The organism is Nocardia neocaledoniensis, assembly GCF_003182135.1.
Classification (GTDB): Bacteria; Actinomycetota; Actinomycetes; order Mycobacteriales; family Mycobacteriaceae; genus Nocardia; species Nocardia neocaledoniensis.
In genome coordinates, this window is record NZ_QGTL01000003.1 from 50,066 (window position 1) to 69,888 (window position 19,823).

Annotated in this window: 14 protein-coding genes; 7 read left to right on the top strand and 7 right to left on the bottom strand. The window is 70.7% G+C overall.

What is annotated here, in order from left to right; all coding sequences use genetic code 11:
* Positions 1 to 13: 13 nt before the first annotated feature.
* The 3 genes from DFR69_RS08530 (at position 14) to DFR69_RS08540 (ending at position 11,157) form a co-directional block, all read left to right on the top strand.
* A complete protein-coding gene (locus tag DFR69_RS08530; RefSeq protein WP_110036954.1) occupies positions 14 to 670 on the top strand; it encodes an isochorismatase family protein in 657 nt (218 codons plus the stop codon).
* A gap of 150 nt (positions 671 to 820) precedes the next feature.
* Positions 821 to 10,123 carry an amino acid adenylation domain-containing protein gene (locus DFR69_RS08535; RefSeq protein WP_110036955.1) on the top strand — a complete coding sequence of 3,101 codons (9,303 nt, stop codon included), beginning with the start codon at positions 821 to 823 and terminating at the stop codon, positions 10,121 to 10,123.
* A 32-nt stretch (positions 10,124 to 10,155) separates the two neighbouring features.
* Positions 10,156 to 11,157, top strand: coding sequence for an ABC transporter substrate-binding protein (locus tag DFR69_RS08540; protein WP_244198167.1), 1,002 nt, complete (start codon positions 10,156 to 10,158; stop codon positions 11,155 to 11,157).
* 71 nt (positions 11,158 to 11,228) lie between these two features.
* On the opposite strand, the gene DFR69_RS08545 is transcribed toward DFR69_RS08540, so the two are convergent.
* The 5 genes from DFR69_RS08545 to DFR69_RS08565 all read right to left on the bottom strand — a co-directional run bounded on the left by DFR69_RS08545 (position 11,229) and on the right by DFR69_RS08565 (position 14,898).
* A complete protein-coding gene (locus DFR69_RS08545; protein ID WP_110036957.1) occupies positions 11,229 to 11,642 on the bottom strand; it encodes a type II toxin-antitoxin system VapC family toxin in 414 nt (137 codons plus the stop codon).
* Positions 11,642 to 11,899 carry a FitA-like ribbon-helix-helix domain-containing protein gene (locus DFR69_RS08550; protein ID WP_110036958.1) on the bottom strand — a complete coding sequence of 86 codons (258 nt, stop codon included), beginning with the start codon at positions 11,897 to 11,899 and terminating at the stop codon, positions 11,642 to 11,644. The genes DFR69_RS08545 and DFR69_RS08550 overlap by 1 nt, the downstream gene beginning before the upstream one ends.
* A 139-nt stretch (positions 11,900 to 12,038) precedes the next feature.
* On the bottom strand, positions 12,039 to 13,460 hold the full coding sequence (locus DFR69_RS08555; RefSeq protein ID WP_110037507.1) for an NAD(P)(+) transhydrogenase (Re/Si-specific) subunit beta: 1,422 nt from the start codon (positions 13,458 to 13,460) through the stop codon (positions 12,039 to 12,041).
* Between the two features lie 17 nt (positions 13,461 to 13,477).
* On the bottom strand, positions 13,478 to 13,780 hold the full coding sequence (locus DFR69_RS08560; protein WP_056818017.1) for an NAD(P) transhydrogenase subunit alpha part 2: 303 nt from the start codon (positions 13,778 to 13,780) through the stop codon (positions 13,478 to 13,480).
* Positions 13,780 to 14,898 (bottom strand): Re/Si-specific NAD(P)(+) transhydrogenase subunit alpha, encoded by a 1,119-nt coding sequence (locus DFR69_RS08565; protein ID WP_110036959.1) that lies wholly within the window; start codon positions 14,896 to 14,898, stop codon positions 13,780 to 13,782. The genes DFR69_RS08560 and DFR69_RS08565 overlap by 1 nt, the downstream gene beginning before the upstream one ends.
* Positions 14,899 to 15,273: 375 nt before the next feature.
* Here DFR69_RS08565 and DFR69_RS08570 point away from each other — a divergent pair, with 375 nt between their 5' ends.
* Genes DFR69_RS08570 through DFR69_RS08580 form a run of 3 tightly spaced genes read left to right on the top strand, consistent with a single transcriptional unit; the run spans position 15,274 to position 17,230 of the window.
* On the top strand, positions 15,274 to 15,720 hold the full coding sequence (locus DFR69_RS08570; protein WP_110036960.1) for an HIT family protein: 447 nt from the start codon (positions 15,274 to 15,276) through the stop codon (positions 15,718 to 15,720).
* Positions 15,717 to 16,559, top strand: a complete 843-nt coding sequence (locus DFR69_RS08575; protein ID WP_110036961.1) for a maleylpyruvate isomerase family mycothiol-dependent enzyme — start codon at positions 15,717 to 15,719, stop codon at positions 16,557 to 16,559. Before DFR69_RS08570 ends, DFR69_RS08575 begins: the two co-directional genes overlap by 4 nt.
* Positions 16,559 to 17,230 (top strand): Type 1 glutamine amidotransferase-like domain-containing protein, encoded by a 672-nt coding sequence (locus tag DFR69_RS08580; RefSeq protein WP_110036962.1) that lies wholly within the window; start codon positions 16,559 to 16,561, stop codon positions 17,228 to 17,230. Before DFR69_RS08575 ends, DFR69_RS08580 begins: the two co-directional genes overlap by 1 nt.
* Here the strand turns inward: DFR69_RS08580 and DFR69_RS08585 are convergent.
* The gene (locus DFR69_RS08585; protein ID WP_110036963.1) at positions 17,201 to 17,704 is read right to left on the bottom strand and encodes a GtrA family protein; all 504 of its coding nucleotides are present in this window, start codon (positions 17,702 to 17,704) and stop codon (positions 17,201 to 17,203) included. The genes DFR69_RS08580 and DFR69_RS08585 overlap by 30 nt on opposite strands.
* A 73-nt stretch (positions 17,705 to 17,777) precedes the next feature.
* Positions 17,778 to 18,116 carry a hypothetical protein gene (locus tag DFR69_RS08590; protein ID WP_110036964.1) on the bottom strand — a complete coding sequence of 113 codons (339 nt, stop codon included), beginning with the start codon at positions 18,114 to 18,116 and terminating at the stop codon, positions 17,778 to 17,780.
* A 321-nt stretch (positions 18,117 to 18,437) separates the two neighbouring features.
* On the opposite strand from DFR69_RS08590, the gene DFR69_RS08595 reads away from it, so the two are divergent.
* Positions 18,438 to 19,811, top strand: coding sequence for an FAD-binding oxidoreductase (locus DFR69_RS08595; protein WP_110036965.1), 1,374 nt, complete (start codon positions 18,438 to 18,440; stop codon positions 19,809 to 19,811).
* The last annotated feature ends 12 nt before the right edge of the window (positions 19,812 to 19,823 follow it).

The window sequence follows — 19,823 nt, forward strand, 5'->3', positions numbered from 1 at the left end:
ACGAGAGATCGTCATGCCTATCCCCCCGATCGCGCCCTATCCGATGCCCGGCGCCGACGAGTTCACCCCCGCGCAGGTCGACTGGGTCGCCGAGCCAGGGCGCTGCGCGCTGCTCATCCACGACATGCAGCAGTACTTCCTCGACGCCTACGACCTGCACCGCGATCCGGCCCGTACCCTCGTCGCGAACATCGCCCGGCTGCGCGATCGCTGCCACGAACTCGACATCCCGGTGATCTACACGATGCAGCCCGGCAACCAGCACCCGTCCCGGCGCGGCATCCTCGCCGACTTCTGGGGCAGCGGAATGGCCGAGGGCGCCGACACCCAGGTGATCAACGCCCTCGCGCCCGAACCGCAGGACATCCAGGTCACCAAGTGGCGCTACTCGGCGTTCCAGCGCACCGACCTGCGCGAACTGCTCGGCTACTACCAGCGCGACCAGCTCCTGGTCACCGGCGTCTACACGCACATGGGCTGCATGCTCAGTGCCGCCGAGGCGTTCATGGGCGATGTGCGCCCGTTCCTCGTGCACGACGCGACCGCCGACTTCAGCCGCGACGAGCACGTGATGGCGCTGAACTACGTCGCCCGGCGCTGCGGCGCCGTCACCGGTACCGAAGAGCTGCTGCGCCAGCTGGATCCGGCCCGCGTCGAGGCCGACGCCTGATCCGCGGCCCGCGTCACCGGCGGTTGGCGGTGACGCGGGCCACAATCCGCTACGCGAACAAAACTTAGGCTAACCTACCTTCCGCCGCGGCCCCGCTCATCGAGCCGGGACCGCGCGCGGACGGGTGAGAACGTTGATGAAGGAGTTGCTGTGGGCTCGGTGGAACGGGACGACGTGAGCGCCGAACATCCCGGATTACCGCTCACCGGAGCGCAATTGGGCATCTGGAACGCCCAGCGCCTCGACCCCGACTCGCTCAGCTACATGGTCGGCGAGGTCCTCGAGATCGCCGGGCCCGACGCGATCGATGTGGCGCTGCTGGACACCGCGATTCGCCGCACCATCGCCGAAACCGACACGATGCGACTGCGTTTCGCCGAGACGCCCGACGGGCCACGGCAGCGCATCACCGACCACGAGCCGGAGCTGCGCCCACTGGTCGATCTGCGCGGTGAGGCCGACCCGTTCGCCGCCGCGCACCGCCTGGTCGCCGCCGAGCGCACACGTTCGGCCACCGCGTGCCGGGCGATGGTCGACCGGCAGCTCTACACCTACACGCTGCTGCGCCTCACCGACACCGACGTGTGGTGCATCCAGCTCTACCACCACCTGATCATCGACGGCTACAGCGCGGCCATGGTCTCGCGCCGGGTCGCCGCGCACTACACCGCGCTGCGCCGCGGCACCGACGTGCCGCGCCTGCGCTGGGGCTCGATCGAAACATTGGTGGCCGAGGACCTCGACTACCGTGCGAGCCAGGCACATCAGCACGACCGCGAGTACTGGCGCGACCGGCTCACCCCGCTGCCGCCGCTGGACGGGCGCGGGGCCGCGCCCGAGGGCGTGGTCGAGCGGACCCACGAGGTGCGCGCGATTCTGGACGCCGGCCTGATGGACCGCGTCAAGACGGCGGCGACGGCGGCCGGGATCACCTGGGCCGACGTGCTCGTCGCCGGGTACGTGGGGTTCATCCACCGGGTGCTCGGCGAGACCGATGTGGTGATCGCGCTGCCGGTGATGGCGCGCGTCGGCAAGACCGCCCTGACCACCCCGTCCATGGCCGTCAACGTGCTGCCGCTGCGGGTGCCGGTGTCCAGTCAGGATCGCCTCGGCGATCTCGGTAAGCGGGTGGCCGACGCGCTGCGGGAGATGCGCGCCCATCAGCGTTTTCGCGGTGAGGACCTGGCCCGCGAGTTCGGCGGCGCGCAGACCGGCGCCCTGCTGCACGGCATCGGCATCAACCTCAAGGCGTTCGACTTCGCCCTCGATTTCGACGGCGCCACCGGCACGCTGCGCAATGTCGCCGGCGGCCCGCCGGAGGACCTCGGCCTGACCGTCACTCCGCTGTCGGAGGACCGGGTCCAGCTCGGCTTCGAGGTCGACGCCCGATCGCTGGACGAGGCGACGGTCCGGCGGCGGATGGACGCGCTGGTCGCGCTGCTCACCGAGCTGGTCGACGCGGACAAGCCGATCGGCGCGATCAGCCTGTACCCGAACGGATTCGGCGCTGATCGAGCCGGGACCGCACTGCCCGGCGCACCCGAGGACACCGTCGAGGTCTTCGACCGCATGGTCGCGGCGCACGCGGACGACATCGTGCTGGTCGACGGCGCCGAGCGGCTCACCGCCGCCGAACTCGGCGCACGCGTGCATCGACTGGCCCGGTACCTGCGGGCGCACGGCATCGGCCCCGAGGACATCGTCGGCATCGCGCTCCCCCGCTCGGTGGACCTGGTGGTCGCCCTGCTGGCGGTGCGGCACGCGGGCGCGGCGTTCCTCATGCTCGACCTCGGCCATCCCGCCCAGCGGCTGACCGACATCGTCGACGACGCAGCCCCGGTACTGATCCTCACCGACGACGCTGTCGCGGACACCGTATTCGCCGGGATCGCCGGCAGGCCCGCGCGCGTGGTGGCCTCCACCCGGTCGAGCGCGCCCGCCCCGATCGCCGATGTGGGGCGCGGCGCGACGACGTTGATCCGGTTGTCGAACAGCGGTGTTCGGGCGACCGTCGCATGCCTCGCCGACGGTCCGCTGTCCGAGACCGAACTCGCGGCGCCGCGCCGGGCGGAGCACCTTGCTTACGTCGTGTACACCTCCGGGTCCACCGGCAAGCCCAAGGGTGTGCAGATCTCCTGCGGCGCGATGGCACATCTGCTGCACCATCACCGATCGACCGTGTACGCCGACACCGCCGCACGCGTGGGCGGGCGGCAACTGCAGGTCGCGCACACCTACTCCTTCGCCTTCGACGCGGCGCTGGACCAGTTGCTGTGGTTGTGGTGTGGGCATCGGGTCCACCTGTACGACAGTGACATCCAGAAGGACGCGGCGGCGCAGCTCGCGGCGTTGCGCGCCGATCGCATCGATGTCGTCGACACCACGCCCTCGATGGCCGCGGCCCTGATCGACAACGGGCTGCTCGGCAGCGCGCATCGGCCCGAGCTGCTGCTGCTCGGTGGCGAGGCGACCCCACCCGCGCTGTGGTCGGCGATCGTCGCCTCGACGGTGCCCGCCCGCAACATGTACGGCCCGACGGAGGCCACCGTCGACGCGCTCAGCGCGGCGGTGACCGGCCCGCTCCCCCACGTCGGTGGTCCGCTGGCGGGCACCCGGGCGTATCTGCTCGACGGTGCGCTGCAACTCGTCCCCGACGGCGAGGTCGGCGAAGTGTATTTGGCCGGTCCGCAATTGGCGCGTGGCTACCTCGGTCGTGTCGCGGTGACGGCGGACCGTTTCGTCGCCGACCCGTTCGTGCCGGGCGAGCGCATGTACCGCACGGGCGACCGGGCACGCTGGCTGCCCGGCCAGGGCTACGACTACCTCGGGCGCGCCGACGCCCAGATCAAAGTGCGCGGCTACCGCGTGGAATTGGGCGAGGTCGAGGCCTCGCTCGGCGCGCTGCCCGGGGTGGCCGCCGCGGCCGCCACCATCCGCAAGTCCGGTGACAGCACCCGATTGGTGGGCTACCTGGTCCCGGAAGCGGGCCGCGCCCTCGAACCCGACGCGCTGCGACACCGGCTGACCACCTTGGTCCCCGATCATCTGGTGCCCTCGGCGCTCGTGATCCTCGCCGCCCTGCCCACCACCGTCAACGGCAAACTCGACCGCGCGGCCCTGCCCGCACCCCAGTTCACCTCGACCGGACGTCCGCCCCGCACCGAGCGGGAGCGAGCGTTGTGCGCAGTCGTCGCCGAGGCGCTCGGCCTGCCAGAGGTGAATGCCACCGACGATTTCTTCGGGCTCGGCGGCGACAGCATCACCGCCATCGGCGTGAGCAGCCGCCTGCGCGCCCTCGGCTGGGAAGTCCAGCCGAAAACCCTGCTCGCCCAGCGCGATCTGGCCGGCATCGCCGCTGCCGCCCAGCAGTCCGCCCCCGAGGCGGCCCCCACACCGGACGAGGCGACGGGCCCCATCCCGATCCCACCCATGGTGGCAGCGCTCCTGGCAGCGAATTCGAGCCCAGACGCTGTCGCCGGGTACGCCCAGTGGACCGCCCTGACCCTGCACGAGGACCTCACCCTCGACCACCTCACCACCGGCCTGCAAACCCTGCTGGACCGGCACGACGCCTTGCGCCTCGTCCTGCGCGGTGCGGACTCCGACCCCCGGCTCGAGGTCGCGGGCGTCGGCACCGTTCGCGCGGCGGACCTGAGACGCGAACTGGTGCTCGATGAGCCGCGTCCAGCCGACGGCGCACGTGACACCCCCCTGGCCGGATGTGGTGCGGTCGACGCGTCCGACGAACGGCGCGGGACGGAGACCGGGGAGACGACTCGGACCACCGAAATCTCCGGCGCTCCACCAGAGGTCGAATTCCCAGACACGCCGAGTGGAGCCGGCGCCGCCGGGACCACATCCCGTGCGGCGGCCGCCGACGTGGCGGCACACCGGGAGCGAGCGGCTGCCGCAAGGCCCGTCGAAGGCACCCCGGTGCCCGACTCTTTCAACACCTCGAATGCCGGGCCGCAACGCATCGATGCGACGGCGACCAGGTCGATTACATCGTCGCCACCGGACCACACAGCTGCGGATCCGGATTCGCCGATCGTGGCGACGGCGGTCGGCCTCGCCGCCGAATTGGATCCCACGGCGGGGATTCAGCTTCAAGCGGCATTGGTGCGCACCACGCCGGGGACGCCCGACAAACTCGTACTGGTCGCGAATCACCTGGTGGTGGACGGGGTTTCGTGGCGCATCCTGGTGCCCGAGCTGTACGAGGCGTGCGCGGCTGCCCGCGACGGGCGTTCGGCACGGCTGTCCACGAAGGGAAGTTCGTGGCGGCGCTACGCCACGCTGCTCGCCGAGTCCGGGACCGCGGGCGACTACCGCCCGGAGCTGGCGCACTGGGAGCACGCGCTCGGCGACGACACCGTCCCGCCCCTCGGTGACCGTCCGCTCGACCACACAGTCGACCGCGTCGAGACCGCCGAGCAGACGCGAACTTTCGCCGATCCGGCGGTGTCGGAGGCGCTGCTGACCACGCTCCCCGCCGCCTACCGGGTGAAGCCCGACGAGGTCTTGCTGGCGGCCTTGATGCTGGCGATCAATGCCTGGCGGCGTGAGCGCGGCGAGGCGCTGGAGCCGGGCAGGCCCGTCACCGTCGAGGGCCACGGACGCGAGCCGCTGCGGCCCGACACCGACTTCGCCGGCACCGTCGGCTGGTTCACCAGCGAGTTCCCGGTGTGGACGCCCGCCACGGGCGTCGACGACGCGGCCGGCCTGGCCGAGGCGCTGGCCGGCGGTGCGGCGGCGGGGCGGCTGCTGCGCGCGGTCAAGGAGGCCAAGCGGGCCGTGCCCGGCAACGGTGTCGGGTACGGGGTGCTGCGCCGGCTCGATCCGGAGACCGCGCCGCGCTTCGCCGACCAGCGCGCGCCGGAAGTCCTGCTCAACTACCTGGGCCGGTTCGGTGGCGGCGGCGCCGCGGGCTGGAGCCTGCCCGAAGACGACCCGTTCGCGGTGACCGAGCCACTCGAGAAGGCACTCACCGAGGTGCTCGCGCTCAACATCTTCGTACACGAACAGGCAGGCGCGGCCCGCTTGGCGGTGGAGTGGACCGCGGCGGGCCGGATTCTCGGCGCTGACCGGGTGGCCGAACTCCAGCGGCACTTCGCGCTGGCGCTGGAAGCCTTCGCCGCGCACGCGATGCTGTTCCCCGGCGGGCTCACCCCCTCGGACTCCGGCGTGCCCGTCGACCAGGACACCATCGACGCGCTGGAGGCCACGCACGGCCCGCTGGCCGACCTCCTGCCGCTCTCGCCGCTGCAGGAAGGGCTGCTGTTCCACGCGATTCGCGACGGCGCCGAGGATGTCTACACCTTGAGCGCGCGCGTCGACCTGCACGGACCGCTGGACAGTGCCCGGTTGTCGGCGGCGTTCGACACCGTCGTCGGCAGGCACCCCACGATGGCGGCCGCCTTCCACTACGAGGGGCTGGATCAGCCGGTGCAGGCCGTGCCCCGCGCGGTCAGCATGCCCTGGCGCGAGGTCGACCTGTCCGGACTGCCGGAGCGCGCGGCACGAGCCGCTGCCGATCTGCTGGAAGCCGAGGCGACGCGGCACCGGTTCGCGGTGGATCGGTCGCCGATGTTGCGCGCCACCATGATCCGGATGCCCGGTGACGCGCACCGCCTGGTGCTCAACACCCACCACCTCGTGATCGACGGCTGGTCGACCCCGATCGTGCTGCGCGAGGTCCTGGCCGCCTACCACGGCGACGAACTGCCGCCCGCCGCGTCCTACCGCGACTACCTGGCCTGGATCGGCACCCGCGATCGCGCGGCCGTCCGCGCGGCCTGGTCGGAACGGCTCGCCGGGCTCGACGCACCGACGTTGGTCCGCGCCGACACTTCGCTCGAACGAGAATTCCGGCAGTGGCGGGTTCCGCTGCCCGCCGCACTCGCCGCCGAGCTGGCCGAACTCGGCCGCCGTCGCGGCCTGACGATGAACACCCTGGTCCAGGGCACCTGGGCGCTGGTTCTCGCCGCGCTCACCGGCCGCACCGACATCGTGTTCGGCGCGACGGTCTCCGGGCGCCCCGCCGAACTGCCCGGCGTCTCGGGCATGGTCGGCCTGTTCGCCAACACCGTGCCGGTGCGCTGTGCCTTCGACCCCGACCGGGCACTGCTCGACCAGCTGGCCGAACTGCAGGAGAACCAGTTCGCCATGCAGGAATTCGACTACGCGGGACTGGCGGAGATCGAACGGATCGCGGGCCTCGGCACGCTCTTCGACACCCTCGTCGCCTTCGAGAACTTCCCCAATTCGGGTCCGGGACAGCCCGATTCGCACGAACTGCGGCGCGGCGAGTTCCACAACCACGGCAACACCCACTACCCGCTGACCCTCATCGCCCCGCCGGGCGACCACCTGGAACTGGTGATCTGGCACGACCGCGCCGCCGTCCACGACAGCACGCTGCCCCGCATCGCCGACCGGATCACCGCGATCCTGACCGCCGTCGCCACCACGGCGGACGTCCGACCGGCCCAGTTCATCGAGCCCCTGACACCGGCCCCGACCGTCGCCTGGCCTGCCACCGCCGCGTCGGACTTCGGCACAGCACCGACAGCCGCTCCGTCGGCGCCGGCCGCGAGCCTCGCACCGGCCGCTGATCACTCGGCGACCTCCCCCGCCTCGCCCGCGGGCCGCGCCACGACACCGACAGCGGCCTGCACAACCACGAGTTCCATACCCCCCGCCGCGCGGCGAGCTGGAACCTACCGGGCAGGTGCGTGGAGTGACGCCGGCTCCGCAGCGCTGCAACAGGACCCGCGGGGCACCACCCTCGCCGACTGGGGCCGCCCTGTCGCTCCTGCGACTCCGGCGATCACCGCCGAGGGCGTCACCATCGACTTCCAGGAGTTCGAGGCGAAAGCCAATCGCCTTGCCCGGTGGCTCGTCTCGCGCGGCGTCGGCCCCGAAATCGTGGTCGCCGTCGCCATGCCACGGACCATCGACTCGGTCGTCACCGCGCACGCGATCAGCCGGGCAGGCGGCGTCTACCTGCCGGTGGACCCGGAGCAGCCCGCGCAGCGCGTCGAGAAGATCCTCGACACCGCCTCTCCCGCACTGGTTCTCAGCTCGCTCGACGAGGCCGACACCAGCGGCTTCGCCGAGACACCGCTCACCGACGCCGACCGGCTCGCCCCGCTGCGTCCCGCGAACACCGCGTGCCTGCTGTTCACCTCCGGCTCCACCGGAACGCCGAAGGGCGTGAGCCTGTCGCACGCGGCGATCGTCGCGACCTTCACCTGGCTGCAGCGCGAATGCGGGTTCGGCCCCGGCGACACGATGCTCTACCGCACCCCGCCGATCTTCGACGCCTCGCTCATGGAGATGTTCCTGCCGCTGCACGTCGGCGCCCGCATCGTGCTGGCCAGGCCCGGCGGCCACCGCGATCCCTACTACCAGGCCGAGCTCATGCGCGCGGAGCGGGTGACCGCGATGTGGATGACCACGTCCATGCTGACCGTGCTCGCCGAAGAGGCCGACCTGTCCGGCTGCACCGACCTGCGCTGCGTACTCACCGGCGGTGAGGTCCTGCCGCCCGCCACCGCCCAGCGCGTGCGGGCGCTCACCGGCACCGCCGTCTACAACTTCTACGGCCCCACCGAGGCCGCGATCGGCTTCACCTTCCACGAGACCGTCGACGCCGACACCACTTCGGTGCCGGTGGGCGCGCCCGCCGACGCCGTCCGCATTCTCGACGACCGGCTGCGCCCGGTGCCCGAGGGCACCGTCGGCGAGCTCTACATGACCGGTGTGCGGCTGGCTCGCGGCTACCTGGCCCGTCCGGATCTGAGCGCGGCGGCCTTCGTCGCAGACCCCGGCGGCAACGGCGAAAGGATGTACCGCACGGGCGATCTGGTGCGGATGAACCCGCACGGAGAACTCGAGTACGTCGGCCGCACCGACAGCCAGGTGAAGCTGCGCGGCCAGCGCATCGAACTCGGCGACATCGAATCGGCCCTGCTCGGCTGTGCCGGGGTGGCCCACGCGGTGGTGCTGCTGCGCGAGGACACCCCGGGCGATCAGCGCCTGGTCGCCTATCTCGTCGCGAGCTCCGGCAGCACGCTCGACACCACAGCGGTCCGCGCACAACTCCGAGAAGCGCTCCCCGCGTACATGATTCCGTCCGCGTTCGTGGTGCTCGACCACGTGCCGCGCACCGCGACCGAGAAGATCGCCCGCCGGGATCTTCCCACGCCGGAGTCCGTCGCCGCTGCGCCACGTCACGGGTCGGCGCGGTCCGCGCCCGGTTCGGCCGACCCAGGCGCCACGGTCGACGCACTCGGCGCGAGCGGCACCGGCGGCGCGGCCGGCGCTGTCGACCCACTCAGCGCGGTCGCGGTGGACCGCACGGTTGGCACTGCCGACCCAGTCGGCACAGGCGCGGCGGGCAGCACGGTTGGCACGGGCGCGGCGGAAGCGGTTGGCGCAGTCGACCCCCTTGGCGCGGGCGGCCCGACGCCGGGCGGGGAGACGATCGACACCATCCGCGCGGCGATGGCGGCGGTGCTGTCGATCGACGACATCGGCGCCGACGACGACTTCTTCGAGCAGGGCGGGCACTCGCTGCTCGCGGTGCGTCTGGTCGGCCGCCTGACCCGCGCGGATCTGCCGGTGGTGCTCGACGACGTCTTCACCGCGCCCACCCCGCGCGGGCTCGCTGCACGCGTCGGCGCGGTCGATCCCGGCGCGCGCCGACCCGCGGACGGCTTGGCCGGTGTGGGCAGGCGCCTCGAACCGGTGCTCGAACTGCGCGCCGAAGGTTCGGCCCCGCCGCTGTTCTGCATCCACCAGATCGGCGGCACCGCATGGAAATACGCGCCGCTGGCCCGCCTGCTGCGCGCCGACCGTCCGATCATCGGCCTGCAGATGCCCCAGCTCACCGCACCGGATACGCCGACGCGCACGCTCGACGACCTGGCCCGCTTCTACCTCGACGCCGTGCGCCGCATCCAGCCGCACGGCCCCTACCACCTGCTGGGGTATTCGCTGGGCGGCAACATCGCCCACGCCATGGCCGCCATCCTGGAAGCCGAGGGTGAACAGGTCGGCTTCGTGGGTCTGCTCGACTCGCATCCGCTCTCGAACCTGACCGACCGGGCAGCCGCGACGCTCGCCGATCCCTCCGGTATGGAGGCGCTCGTACCCGAAATCGGTGAGTACCCCGCCGAATTGGCGGCGGTGGTGGTCCATGCCGCGACCGAGCTGTTGCGCATGGTCACCGAGTCGGAGTCGCCGAGCTACAGCGGCCCGATGGCCCTGTACTGCGCCGACAACGGTCTGGAACCCGAACGCGTGCACGCCCAGCTCACCGGGTGGCAAGCCGCAGGCGCGCACCTGGTGATCCGGCGACTTCCCTACACACACAACGAGATCGCGATGCCGGCCGGTTGGCCCGAGGTCGCCGCGCTCCTCGACGTGGATCCCGCGATCCGCACCTGATCTTCCACTGGAAAGAAAGAAGGAAACACTCCATGTCAGCGCACCGAATGACGGCACGCATGCGTGCCGCCGTCGCACTCCTGATCGTCGCGGTGACCGCGACGGCCGTGGGCTGCGGCACCTCCACCTCCGACGAGGCCGCCGACACCGGCACCCGCCAGGTGGAAACCGCCAAGGGCCCGATCACCGTGCCCGCCGACCCGCAGCGCATCGTGGTCCTCAACGGCGCACTCGCCGGCTTCCTGTTCGACCTCGACGCGAAGGTGAAGGCCGCGGACCCGCGCATTCTCGGCGTCACCCTCGGCGCCGGCGAGTTCCCGCCCGCCTGGGCCGCCGACGCCAAGGAGCAGGGCGTCGAAGCGGTGCCCTCCGGTGACGACCTGAACCTCGAGTTCATCGCCGCCCAGCGGCCGGACCTGATCATCGGCGGCGGCCCCGGCTTCCCCGGCCTGCAGACGATCAAGAACTACGACAAGCTCAGCGCCGTGGCGCCCACCGCCCTGGTGCCCTCCGACCTCGCCAACTGGCAGGACCAGCTGAAGACGGTGGCCGACTTCGTGAACCGTCCCGAGAAGGTGGACACCATGATCACCGCCTACAACGACAGGGTGCAGGAGGTGAAGGCCGCGCTGAAGGTGCCGCAGGGCGCCGCGGCGGTGATGCAGTCCCAGGCCGACGGCAAGCCCGTCCTGCTGGCCCCCAACACCCCGCTGTCCAACCTGCTCGCCGCGGTCGGCTTCACCATCGACGACAAGATCGAGGCGAAGGCGGGCAACCCGCCCCGCACCCAGGCCGGTGACTGGGTCACCTTCAGCCCCGAACTGCTGAGCACCGTGGTCGACGCCCCCAACCTGTTCGTCCTGCTCCTCGACGGCGGCCGCGACATCCCGCAACTGAAGGCCGACCCGGCCCTGGCCATCCTGCCGGCCTTCCAGCAGAACCAGGTCTACGAGCTCCCCGCCGCCAGCAAGCGCCCCGACTACCGCCAGGCCATGGCCACCCTGGACCTCCTGGCCGAACGCTTCAAGAAGTAGCCGCAGACGATCGCGTCACATGCTCACCCCGTCCACCGGAACACCGGCGGGCGGGGTGTTCGCGTTCACGGTCATTCCCACGGGTCGATGACGTGTACGCCGGTCGCACGGACTGCCCCGTCACGGGTGGCGATGCTCATTCCCGCGGCCTTGGCGGTGGCCGCGATATACCCATCGGAGCGGCCGATCGCTATACCCATGGCACGTGCGGCGGCCATGAGCTCGGCGTATGCCGCCGCTTCTGCCACATCGAACGGAAGTACCCGCTTCGCGAACAAGGGCATGATCCGCGTTTCGAACCGGTCGCGCATTCGCTCTCGCCGAGCTCCCGCGGGCATCGCGGCCAAGCCGTAGCGGATCTCGGCCACGGTGACGGCCGAGAGACAGAGCGTGCGAAACGGGGTCGCGTCCAGCCAGGCGATGACGCGCGCATCAGGCGCCTTGCGCATGGTCTCGGAGATGACGTTGGTGTCGAGAACGATCACTAGTCGAACTCCAGTGGCTCGGCGGGTGTGCGGTCACGCTCGTTGATCAGGTCGTATTCGTCGTCGGTCAGTTCGAAGTCGCGGCCGATATCGGCCAGGAGCGAGCCGAGCTTGATGTCTTCGTCGGGTTCCGGCGTCACGGCGTCGGTCAGGATCGCACGCACCTCGGCTTCGGTACTCCGGCCGTTGGCCGCAGCGCGCAGACGTAAGCGGTCGCGCACGTCGTCGGGTAGATCGCGCACTGTCAATCGAGCCATCCCGCTCACCCACTCCAGGAAATGACGCCATCGGCGCCATTGACTTCATTGACCTCAATACTAGCGCGAGGCGGTCCCGCGGCAACGCGAAGGGCCCTTGCTGTTCCAGAGAACGGCAAGGGCCCTTTTGGGTGCGTGCTTACAGCGCCTTCAGTTCCTCGGTGACCGCGCCGACGGACTTCTTGGCGTCGCCGAACAGCATGGAGGTGTGGTCGGCGTAGAACAGCGGGTTGTCGATGCCGGCGAAGCCGGAGTTCATCGAACGCTTCAGGACGATGACGCTCTTGGCCTGGTCGACGTTGAGGACCGGCATGCCGTAGATCGGGGACGAGGAGTCCTCGCGGGCGGCCGGGTTGGTGACGTCGTTGGCGCCGATCACCAGCACCACGTCGGTGCGGTTGAACTCGCCGTTGATGTCGTCCATTTCCTTCATTGCGTCGTAGGAGACCTCGGCCTCGGCCAGCAGCACGTTCATGTGACCGGGCATGCGACCGGCGACCGGGTGGATCGCGTACTTGACCTCGACACCCTTGCCCTCGAGCAGGGACGCCATCTCCTTGACCGCGTGCTGGGCCTGCGCGACGGCCATGCCGTAGCCGGGCACCACGATGACCTGGTTGGCGTAGGCCATCTGGATCGCGGCGTCGGCCGCCGAGGTCGCCTTGGCCTGCTTGTTCTCGCCACCGGCGCCGCCACCGGCCGCACCGCCGCCGCCACCGAAACCACCGGCGACGATGGCCGGGATGGAGCGGTTCATGGCCTTGGCCATCAGGTTGGTCAGGATGGTGCCGGACGCGCCGACGATCATGCCCGCCACGATCATCGCGGTGTTGTTCAGCGCCAGACCCGCGGCCGCGGCCGACAGACCCGTGAGGGCGTTGAGCAGCGAGATGACGACCGGCATGTCCGCGCCGCCGATGGGCAGCACGACCATCAGGCCGAGCACACCGGCCAGCACCAGCAGCCCGATCATCCACAGCTGCGAGACGCCACCGTTGTCGGCGCCGAGGCCGATCACCACGGCGCACACGATCGCGCCGACGAGCAGCAGCAGGTTCAGCGGCTGCTGCAGCTTGCCGATGCCGATCGGCTTGCCGGACAGGATCTCCTGCAGCTTGGCGAAGGCGATGATCGAGCCCCAGAACGAGACCGAACCGATCACCGCGGCGAACAGCGAGCCGATGATGATGTGGATGTTGGGCTCGTCGTGCAGCGCGGAGAAGCCCGAGCTGTCGATGAACTCGGCCCACGCGATCAACGCGACGGTGCCACCACCGACACCGTTGAACGCCGCGACCAGCTGCGGCATCTCGGTCATCTTGGTGCGCACGGCGGGCGGAACACCCAGTGCCACACCGACGACCAGGCCGGCGCCGATCAGGATCCAGTTGATCATGTCCGCGTGCCGCACCGAGATCAGCGTGGCGATCACGGCGATGGCCATGCCGACCGCGGCGATCTGGTTGCCGCGCACGGCGGTCTTGGGACCGGTCAGGCCCATCAGGCCGTAGATGAACATGGAGAAGGCCACGATGTAGAGGCCGTTGACCAGGTAGGTCATGTTGTCGACTGCGTGCATCACTCGGCCGCCTTCTTCTTACCCTTGAACATGCCGAGCATGCGGTCGGTGACCACGAAGCCACCGATGACGTTCAGCGTTCCGAACACCACGGCGACGAACAGGATCACCTGCACCAGCAGCGACGGGTCCTTGACATTGCCCAGCGTCACCAGCGCACCGAGCACCACGATGCCGTGGATGGCGTTGGTGCCCGACATCAGCGGGGTGTGCAGGGTGTTGGGCACCTTGGAGATGACGGCGAATCCGACGAAGCCGGACAGCACGAGAATCGCGATATTGGCGAGAAGTTCGGTGTACATCAGGCTTCCACCTCACGGGTGACACAGGAATCGGCCAGCACCTGATCACTGAAATCGGGCGCGAGCTTGCCGTCGACCAGCATCAGTTCCAGCAGCGCGGCGATGTTCTTGGAGTACAGCTCCGAGGCGTGCTCGGGCATGGTGGCCGGCAGGTTCAGCGGCGAGGCGATGGTCACCTCGTGCTTGACGACGACCTCGCCGGGCTCGGTGAGTTCGCAGTTGCCGCCGGTCTCCCCGGCCAGGTCGACGATCACGCTGCCGGGCTTCATGCCCTCCACGGCGGCGGCGGTGACCAGGCGCGGCGCGGGACGGCCGGGCACCAGCGCGGTGGTGATCACCACGTCGAAGCCCTTGATCGCGTCCTCGAGCGCCTGCTGCTGCTTGGCCTTCTCCTCCTCGGTGAGTTCGCGGGCGTACCCGCCCTCACCGGCGGCGTCGATGCCGAGGTCGAGCCACTGGGCGCCGACCGAACGCACCTGGTCGGCGACCTCGGGACGCACGTCGTAGCCGGTGGTGCGGCCGCCGAGCCGCTTGGCCGTGGCCAGCGCCTGCAGACCGGCCACGCCGACGCCGAGCACCAGCACCGTCGCCGGCTTCACGGTGCCCGCCGCGGTGGTGAGCATCGGGAAGAACCGGGTCGATTCCGACGCGGCGAGCAGCACGGCCTTGTAGCCGGCCACGTTCGCCTGCGAGGACAGCGCGTCCATCACCTGCGCGCGCGAGATGCGCGGAATCGCTTCCACCGCGAAGGCCTGCACGCCGGCGGACTTCAGCGCGCCGATCTGGTTGTCGGCGTTGCGCGGTGCCAGGAACCCGATCAGCGTCTGCCCGGAGGACAGCTTGGCCACCTCGGCATCGCTGGGCGGTGCCACCTTCACGACGACCTCGGCGGACCACGGGTCACCGATGGTCGCGCCCGCCTCCACATAGGCGGCGTCGGGAATGAGCGCGCCGAGGCCCGCCCCGGCTTCCACGACCACCTCGACGCCCTGCTTGGTCAGGGCGGGGATGATCTTGGGCACCAGAGCGACCCGCCGCTCACCCGCGCCGGACTCGCGAACGACTCCGACACGCGCGCCGCGCGGCGAACCCTCGCCAACGTTTTGCGTTGTCTCCACTAGTCAGACTTCCTTTTCGTGCTGGCTTCGAGCCTGGGAACAACGGGTCAGCCGACATTACTTACGAGTAAGTTCGGCTGAAATCCTCGCAACTGTACTCGGCTCGCGGTGAGCCTAGCCGAGATGCCCGTCACAGCGGAGTGCTGGACAGCGGAACCCCGAATCGGACAGAGCCGACCTGTTTCGCCAAGTTGACGCCCCTTCTTGCCGTCGGACGCGGGTCCGCGTCCATGATCAGATTCGTCGCCGCAGGTAGGGCCGGACAAGAACGCACACCGTGGTGGGCTACTTACCTCCGGGTCCGAATCCTGGTCGAACGACCGGGTAACCGGCCGGACGTGACGCGCGTCATGCCCACACCGTAGGGTCGAGGCTGTGAACGACTGCGTCTTCTGCCGGATCGTGGCGGGTACCGCGCCGGCGACCAAGGTCTTCGAGGACGACGCGGTCTGCGCCTTCCTCGACATCCGGCCGATCACCCGCGGGCACACGCTCGTCGTCCCCAAGCAGCACGCCACCGAGCTCGACGATCTCGATCCCGATCTCGGCGCGCAGGTCTTCCGCACCGGCCATCGGCTCGCGCGCGCCCTGCGCCGCGGCGGCCTGGCCAGTGACGGCGCCAATCTCGTGCTCAACGACGGCACCGCCGCCTTCCAGACCGTCGGCCATGTGCACCTGCACGTGGTGCCGCGCAGACACGGTGACAAACTCAGCTTCGCGAAAGGCTTCCTGTTGCGGCGTCCGCACGACACCGAGTCGACCGCGGCAGCGATCCGCGCCGGACTCACCGCGCTGGCCCGAGCAGAAGGAGCACAGGGATGACCGAACGCACACCCGACCGCGAGCAGCTCACCGATCTGCTCGCACAGCAGTGGGAGGCCATCGGCAACCTGGTCGCCGATCTGGACGAGAACGCTTGGCGCAGGCCCTCGCCGCTGCCGGGATGGACACTGTTCGACGTGGTCGCGCACGTGGTCGGCACCGAGTCCTGGCTGCTCGGCGAGACCCCGCCGCCGCATGATCCGTTGCGGCCCAAGACCGATGTGCGCACCCTGCCGCACGTGCGCAACGAGGTCGCTGTGCTCAACGAGATCTGGGTCGACCGGCTGCGCCCGCTCTCGGGCAAGCGGCTGCTCGCCCTGTTCGACGAGGTGACCGATCGCCGGCGGGCGGCGCTGGCCGCCATGGACGAGCAGGCCTGGCGGACGCCGACGGTGTCGCCGGTCGGGCAGGTGCCCTACGGGCGGTTCATGCGGGTGCGGCTGTTCGACTGCTGGATGCACGAACTCGATCTCGCCGACGGGATCGGCCGCGCCGTCGCCGAGGGTGGCGAGCGCGCCGAGATCGCCTACACCGAACTCACCATGGGCCTCGGCCGTCCGCTGGTGAAGGGCGCCAAGGCGCCGGAGGGGTCGCGGGTCACCATCGAGCTCACCGGCGCGGTGCCGAGGCGGATCAACCTGGCGGTGATCGACGGGCGCGGCGCGGTCCTCGACGAGGCCGACGGAGAGCCCACCGCGACGATCGGCCTGGACTCCGGGCTGTTCGCGCGGCTGCGCGGCGGCCGGACCACCGCCGACGCGCACCGCGACCAGATCACCCTCGACGGCGACACCGCCCTCGGCGAGCGCCTGGTGCGGAATCTGGCCTTCACCATCTGATGCGCCTGTTCCTGGCGTCGTACCGCTTCGGGGCGTTCGCCGACCGGTTCGCCGAGCTGGTCGGCCCGGCCGCGCGGATCGCGGTGATCCCCAACGCCTGCGACGCGTGGCCCGATGCGTGGTCGGCCGCGGTCACCAGCGATGTGACTCCGCTGCGGCAGCGGGGCTACGCGCCGGAGGTGGTCGACCTGCGCGACTACGCCGGGCAGCCGGGTCAGCTGGAGCGACGGCTGCGCGAGTTCGGCGCCGTGTGGGTGCGCGGCGGCAACACCTTCGTCCTGCGGGCCCAATTCGCCCGCAGCGGAGCCGATTCCGTCCTGCCCGCCCTGCTGCGCGAGGACGCGCTGGCCTACGCGGGCTACTCCGCGGGCGCCTGCCTGCTGGCGCCCTCGCTGCGCGGCCTGGAGACGATGGACGATCCGGCCGAGGTCCTGCCCGCCACCGGCGTCGAAGCACGCTGGGACGGACTGGGATTGGTGGAACGCCGCTTCGTCGTGCATCTCGACTCCGCCACCGATCCCGACGGGGAGGCGCCGCGGCTGCTCGCCCGGTACCGGGACGAGGGGGTCGCGCACTGGGCGCTCACCGATGACGATGTCGTCGTGGTCGCGGACGGGCGCACCGAGGTGCTGCGCGGCGGGTCAGCGGTCGACGGCGACCGGATCCGCTGATCGCTTGCGCCGGAACACGATCCAGCGCATCGCCGAATACATGTACACCGCCTCGCAGGCGCCCGCGAGCAGCCTCGCGACGTGGTACTCCACCCCCAACGCCACCAGACCGGATCCGACGCCGAGGATGAACGCCAGATAATTCACCAGCACCACCACCGCGTACACCACGGCCTGCTTGCCCATCGGGGCATGGGAGTGGAAGTTGAAGGTGCGGTTGAGCAGGAAGGCCAGGCCGAACGCGGCGATGTAGGCCAGCGAGATCGACAGCGACACCGGCAGGTCGAGCCCGTCGTGCAGCAGGGTCAGCAGCAGCAGGTCGACGCCGAAGGTGAAGCTGTTGATGAGCGCGAAGCCGAGCAGGGTCGGGGGGACGATCCGGTCCAGCCCGAACGGCAGCCGGGCGACGACCGCCTCGCACCAGCGGGTGAACCGGTCGGCGATCGAGTCGGTGACACCCGCGTGCTGCTCCACGCGGCCCAGCCTGCCAGCGCCAGGTGACGCCAGGGTGAGCTGAAGGCGAACGGCGGCCGCTGCGCCGCGGCGTTCAGCGGCGCAGGGCGATGGCCCGCGCTCGCGCCGATTCGCCGCCGGGCGCCGGACGCTGATCCAGCGTCGCCCAGACGCTCAGGCACCGGCGGCGGGTGAACTCGTCGGCCTCGGTGAGCAGGGCGTCCCGCAGCAGGGTGGGGTCGGCCGTCCACTCCGCGGCGATGTCGGCCAGCGCGCGGACACCGAACATGCCGGTCGCTTCCAGCGCCGACAGCCACTGCTCGTGCTCGCCCGCGCGGACGAGGCGCATCGCGTCGGGATCGATGCCCGCGTCGGCGTACTCGGCGGCCAGCAGGGCGGCCACCAGCTCGCTTCGGTCCTGCGGTTCCATCATCTTCCGGCCCTCCCGGCGACAGACGGTGCGACGCGACGTCTCGGAAGAACGCACTGCGCTGAGCGGCACACCGTGGAGCGGAACTCGAAACACGCCGGGTGCCCGGCGGCGAACCGCGGTCGACACACCCGTTACGAGCATTGTGACGGGTTGGACGCCGTATACACCAACCCGGCGCGCTGGATCACAATTCGCCACCATCGGGCATGGTGACCAGCACACACCGGGCAGCCGAGCTGGACGGCCGACCATCGGAGTGTCGTCCGCGGCGAAAATCCTTTGTACCCACGACCGGGAGCCCGACCGGGTTAGCGTTGACGGGTGGACGAGAGCAGGGTTGACCTCGATGCGCTGATTTCCACGGTGTCGGCGGGAGCGGTGGTCGTCGACCCCGATCTGCTGGCCGGCTATCGCCAGGACTGGGCGCGTGATCCCGACGCGGGCACACCGATCGCGGTCGTGCGGGCGCGCGACACCGCGGACGTGTCGGCCACGCTGCGCTGGGCGCACGAACGCCGCGTGCCGGTGGTGCCGCGCGGCGCGGGCTCGGGCCTGTCCGGCGGCGCGACCGCGGTGGACGGCGGGATCGTGCTCAGCACCGAGCTGATGCGCGAGATCCGGGTCGACGCGGTCACCCGGACGGCCGTGGTCCAGCCCGGACTGCTCAACGCCGAGGTGAAGCGGGCCGTGGCCGCCGAGGGCCTCTGGTACCCGCCGGACCCCTCCTCGTTCGAGATGTGCTCGATCGGCGGCAACGCGGCGACCAACGCGGGCGGGCTGTGCTGCGTGAAGTACGGCGTCACCACCGATTACGTGCTGGGCATGGAGGTGGTGCTGGCCGACGGGACCGCGGTGCGGCTCGGCGGACCGCGCCTGAAGGATTCGGCCGGGCTCTCGCTGACCAAACTGTTCGTCGGCAGCGAGGGCACGCTCGGGGTGATCACCGAGCTCACGCTGCGGTTGCTGCCCGCCCAGCCGCCGCAGGCGACGGTGGTCGCGAGCTTCGGCACGCTGACCGCCGCCACCGACGCGATCCTGGCCATCACCTCGGCGCTGCGGCCCGCGATGCTCGAGTTCATGGACACGGTCGCGATCAACGCCGTGGAGGACGAGATGCGGATGGGCCTGGACCGCACCGCGGCCGCGCTGCTCGTCGCCCGGTCCGACGCACCGGGCGAGTACGCCGCCCACGAAGCGCGCACCATCGTGTCGCTGTGCGAGAAGGCCGGAGCGACAGAGGTTTTCGACACCGAGGACGCCGCCGAAGGGGAAGCGTTCACGGCCGCACGGCGATTCGCGATCCCGGCGGTGGAACGGATCGGGCCGCTGCTGCTCGAGGACGTCGGCGTGCCGCTGCCCCGGCTCGGGGACCTCATCACCGGCGTCGCCGCCATCGGGGAACGCCACGACGTGCTGGTGTCAGTGATCGCGCACGCCGGCGACGGCAACACCCACCCGCTGATCGTGCACGACCCGACCGACCCCGACAACACCGCCCGCGCGCACCGCGCCTTCGGCGAGATCATGGACCTGGCCATCGCCCTCGGCGGCACCATCACCGGCGAACACGGCGTCGGCCGGTTGAAGAAGGCGTGGCTGCCCGATCAGGTCGGGCCCGAGGTGATGGCGCTGACCCGTCGCATCAAGGACGCGCTCGACCCCGAGGGCATCCTCAACCCCGGCGCGGTCCTCTAGCGGAACAACCGG

Bases quoted from the DNA above. Each gene is read 5' to 3' on its own strand.
- DFR69_RS08530 (WP_110036954.1), top strand. From the start codon at position 14: ATGCCTATCCCCCCGATCGCGCCCTATCCGATGCCCGGCGCCGACGAG.
- DFR69_RS08540 (WP_244198167.1), top strand. From the start codon at position 10,156: ATGTCAGCGCACCGAATGACGGCACGCATGCGTGCCGCCGTCGCACTC.
- DFR69_RS08550 (WP_110036958.1), bottom strand. From the start codon at position 11,899: ATGGCTCGATTGACAGTGCGCGATCTACCCGACGACGTGCGCGACCGC.
- DFR69_RS08555 (WP_110037507.1), bottom strand. From the start codon at position 13,460: ATGACCTACCTGGTCAACGGCCTCTACATCGTGGCCTTCTCCATGTTC.
- DFR69_RS08560 (WP_056818017.1), bottom strand. From the start codon at position 13,780: ATGTACACCGAACTTCTCGCCAATATCGCGATTCTCGTGCTGTCCGGC.
- DFR69_RS08575 (WP_110036961.1), top strand. From the start codon at position 15,717: ATGACCGAACGCACACCCGACCGCGAGCAGCTCACCGATCTGCTCGCA.
- DFR69_RS08580 (WP_110036962.1), top strand. From the start codon at position 16,559: ATGCGCCTGTTCCTGGCGTCGTACCGCTTCGGGGCGTTCGCCGACCGG.
- DFR69_RS08590 (WP_110036964.1), bottom strand. From the start codon at position 18,116: ATGATGGAACCGCAGGACCGAAGCGAGCTGGTGGCCGCCCTGCTGGCC.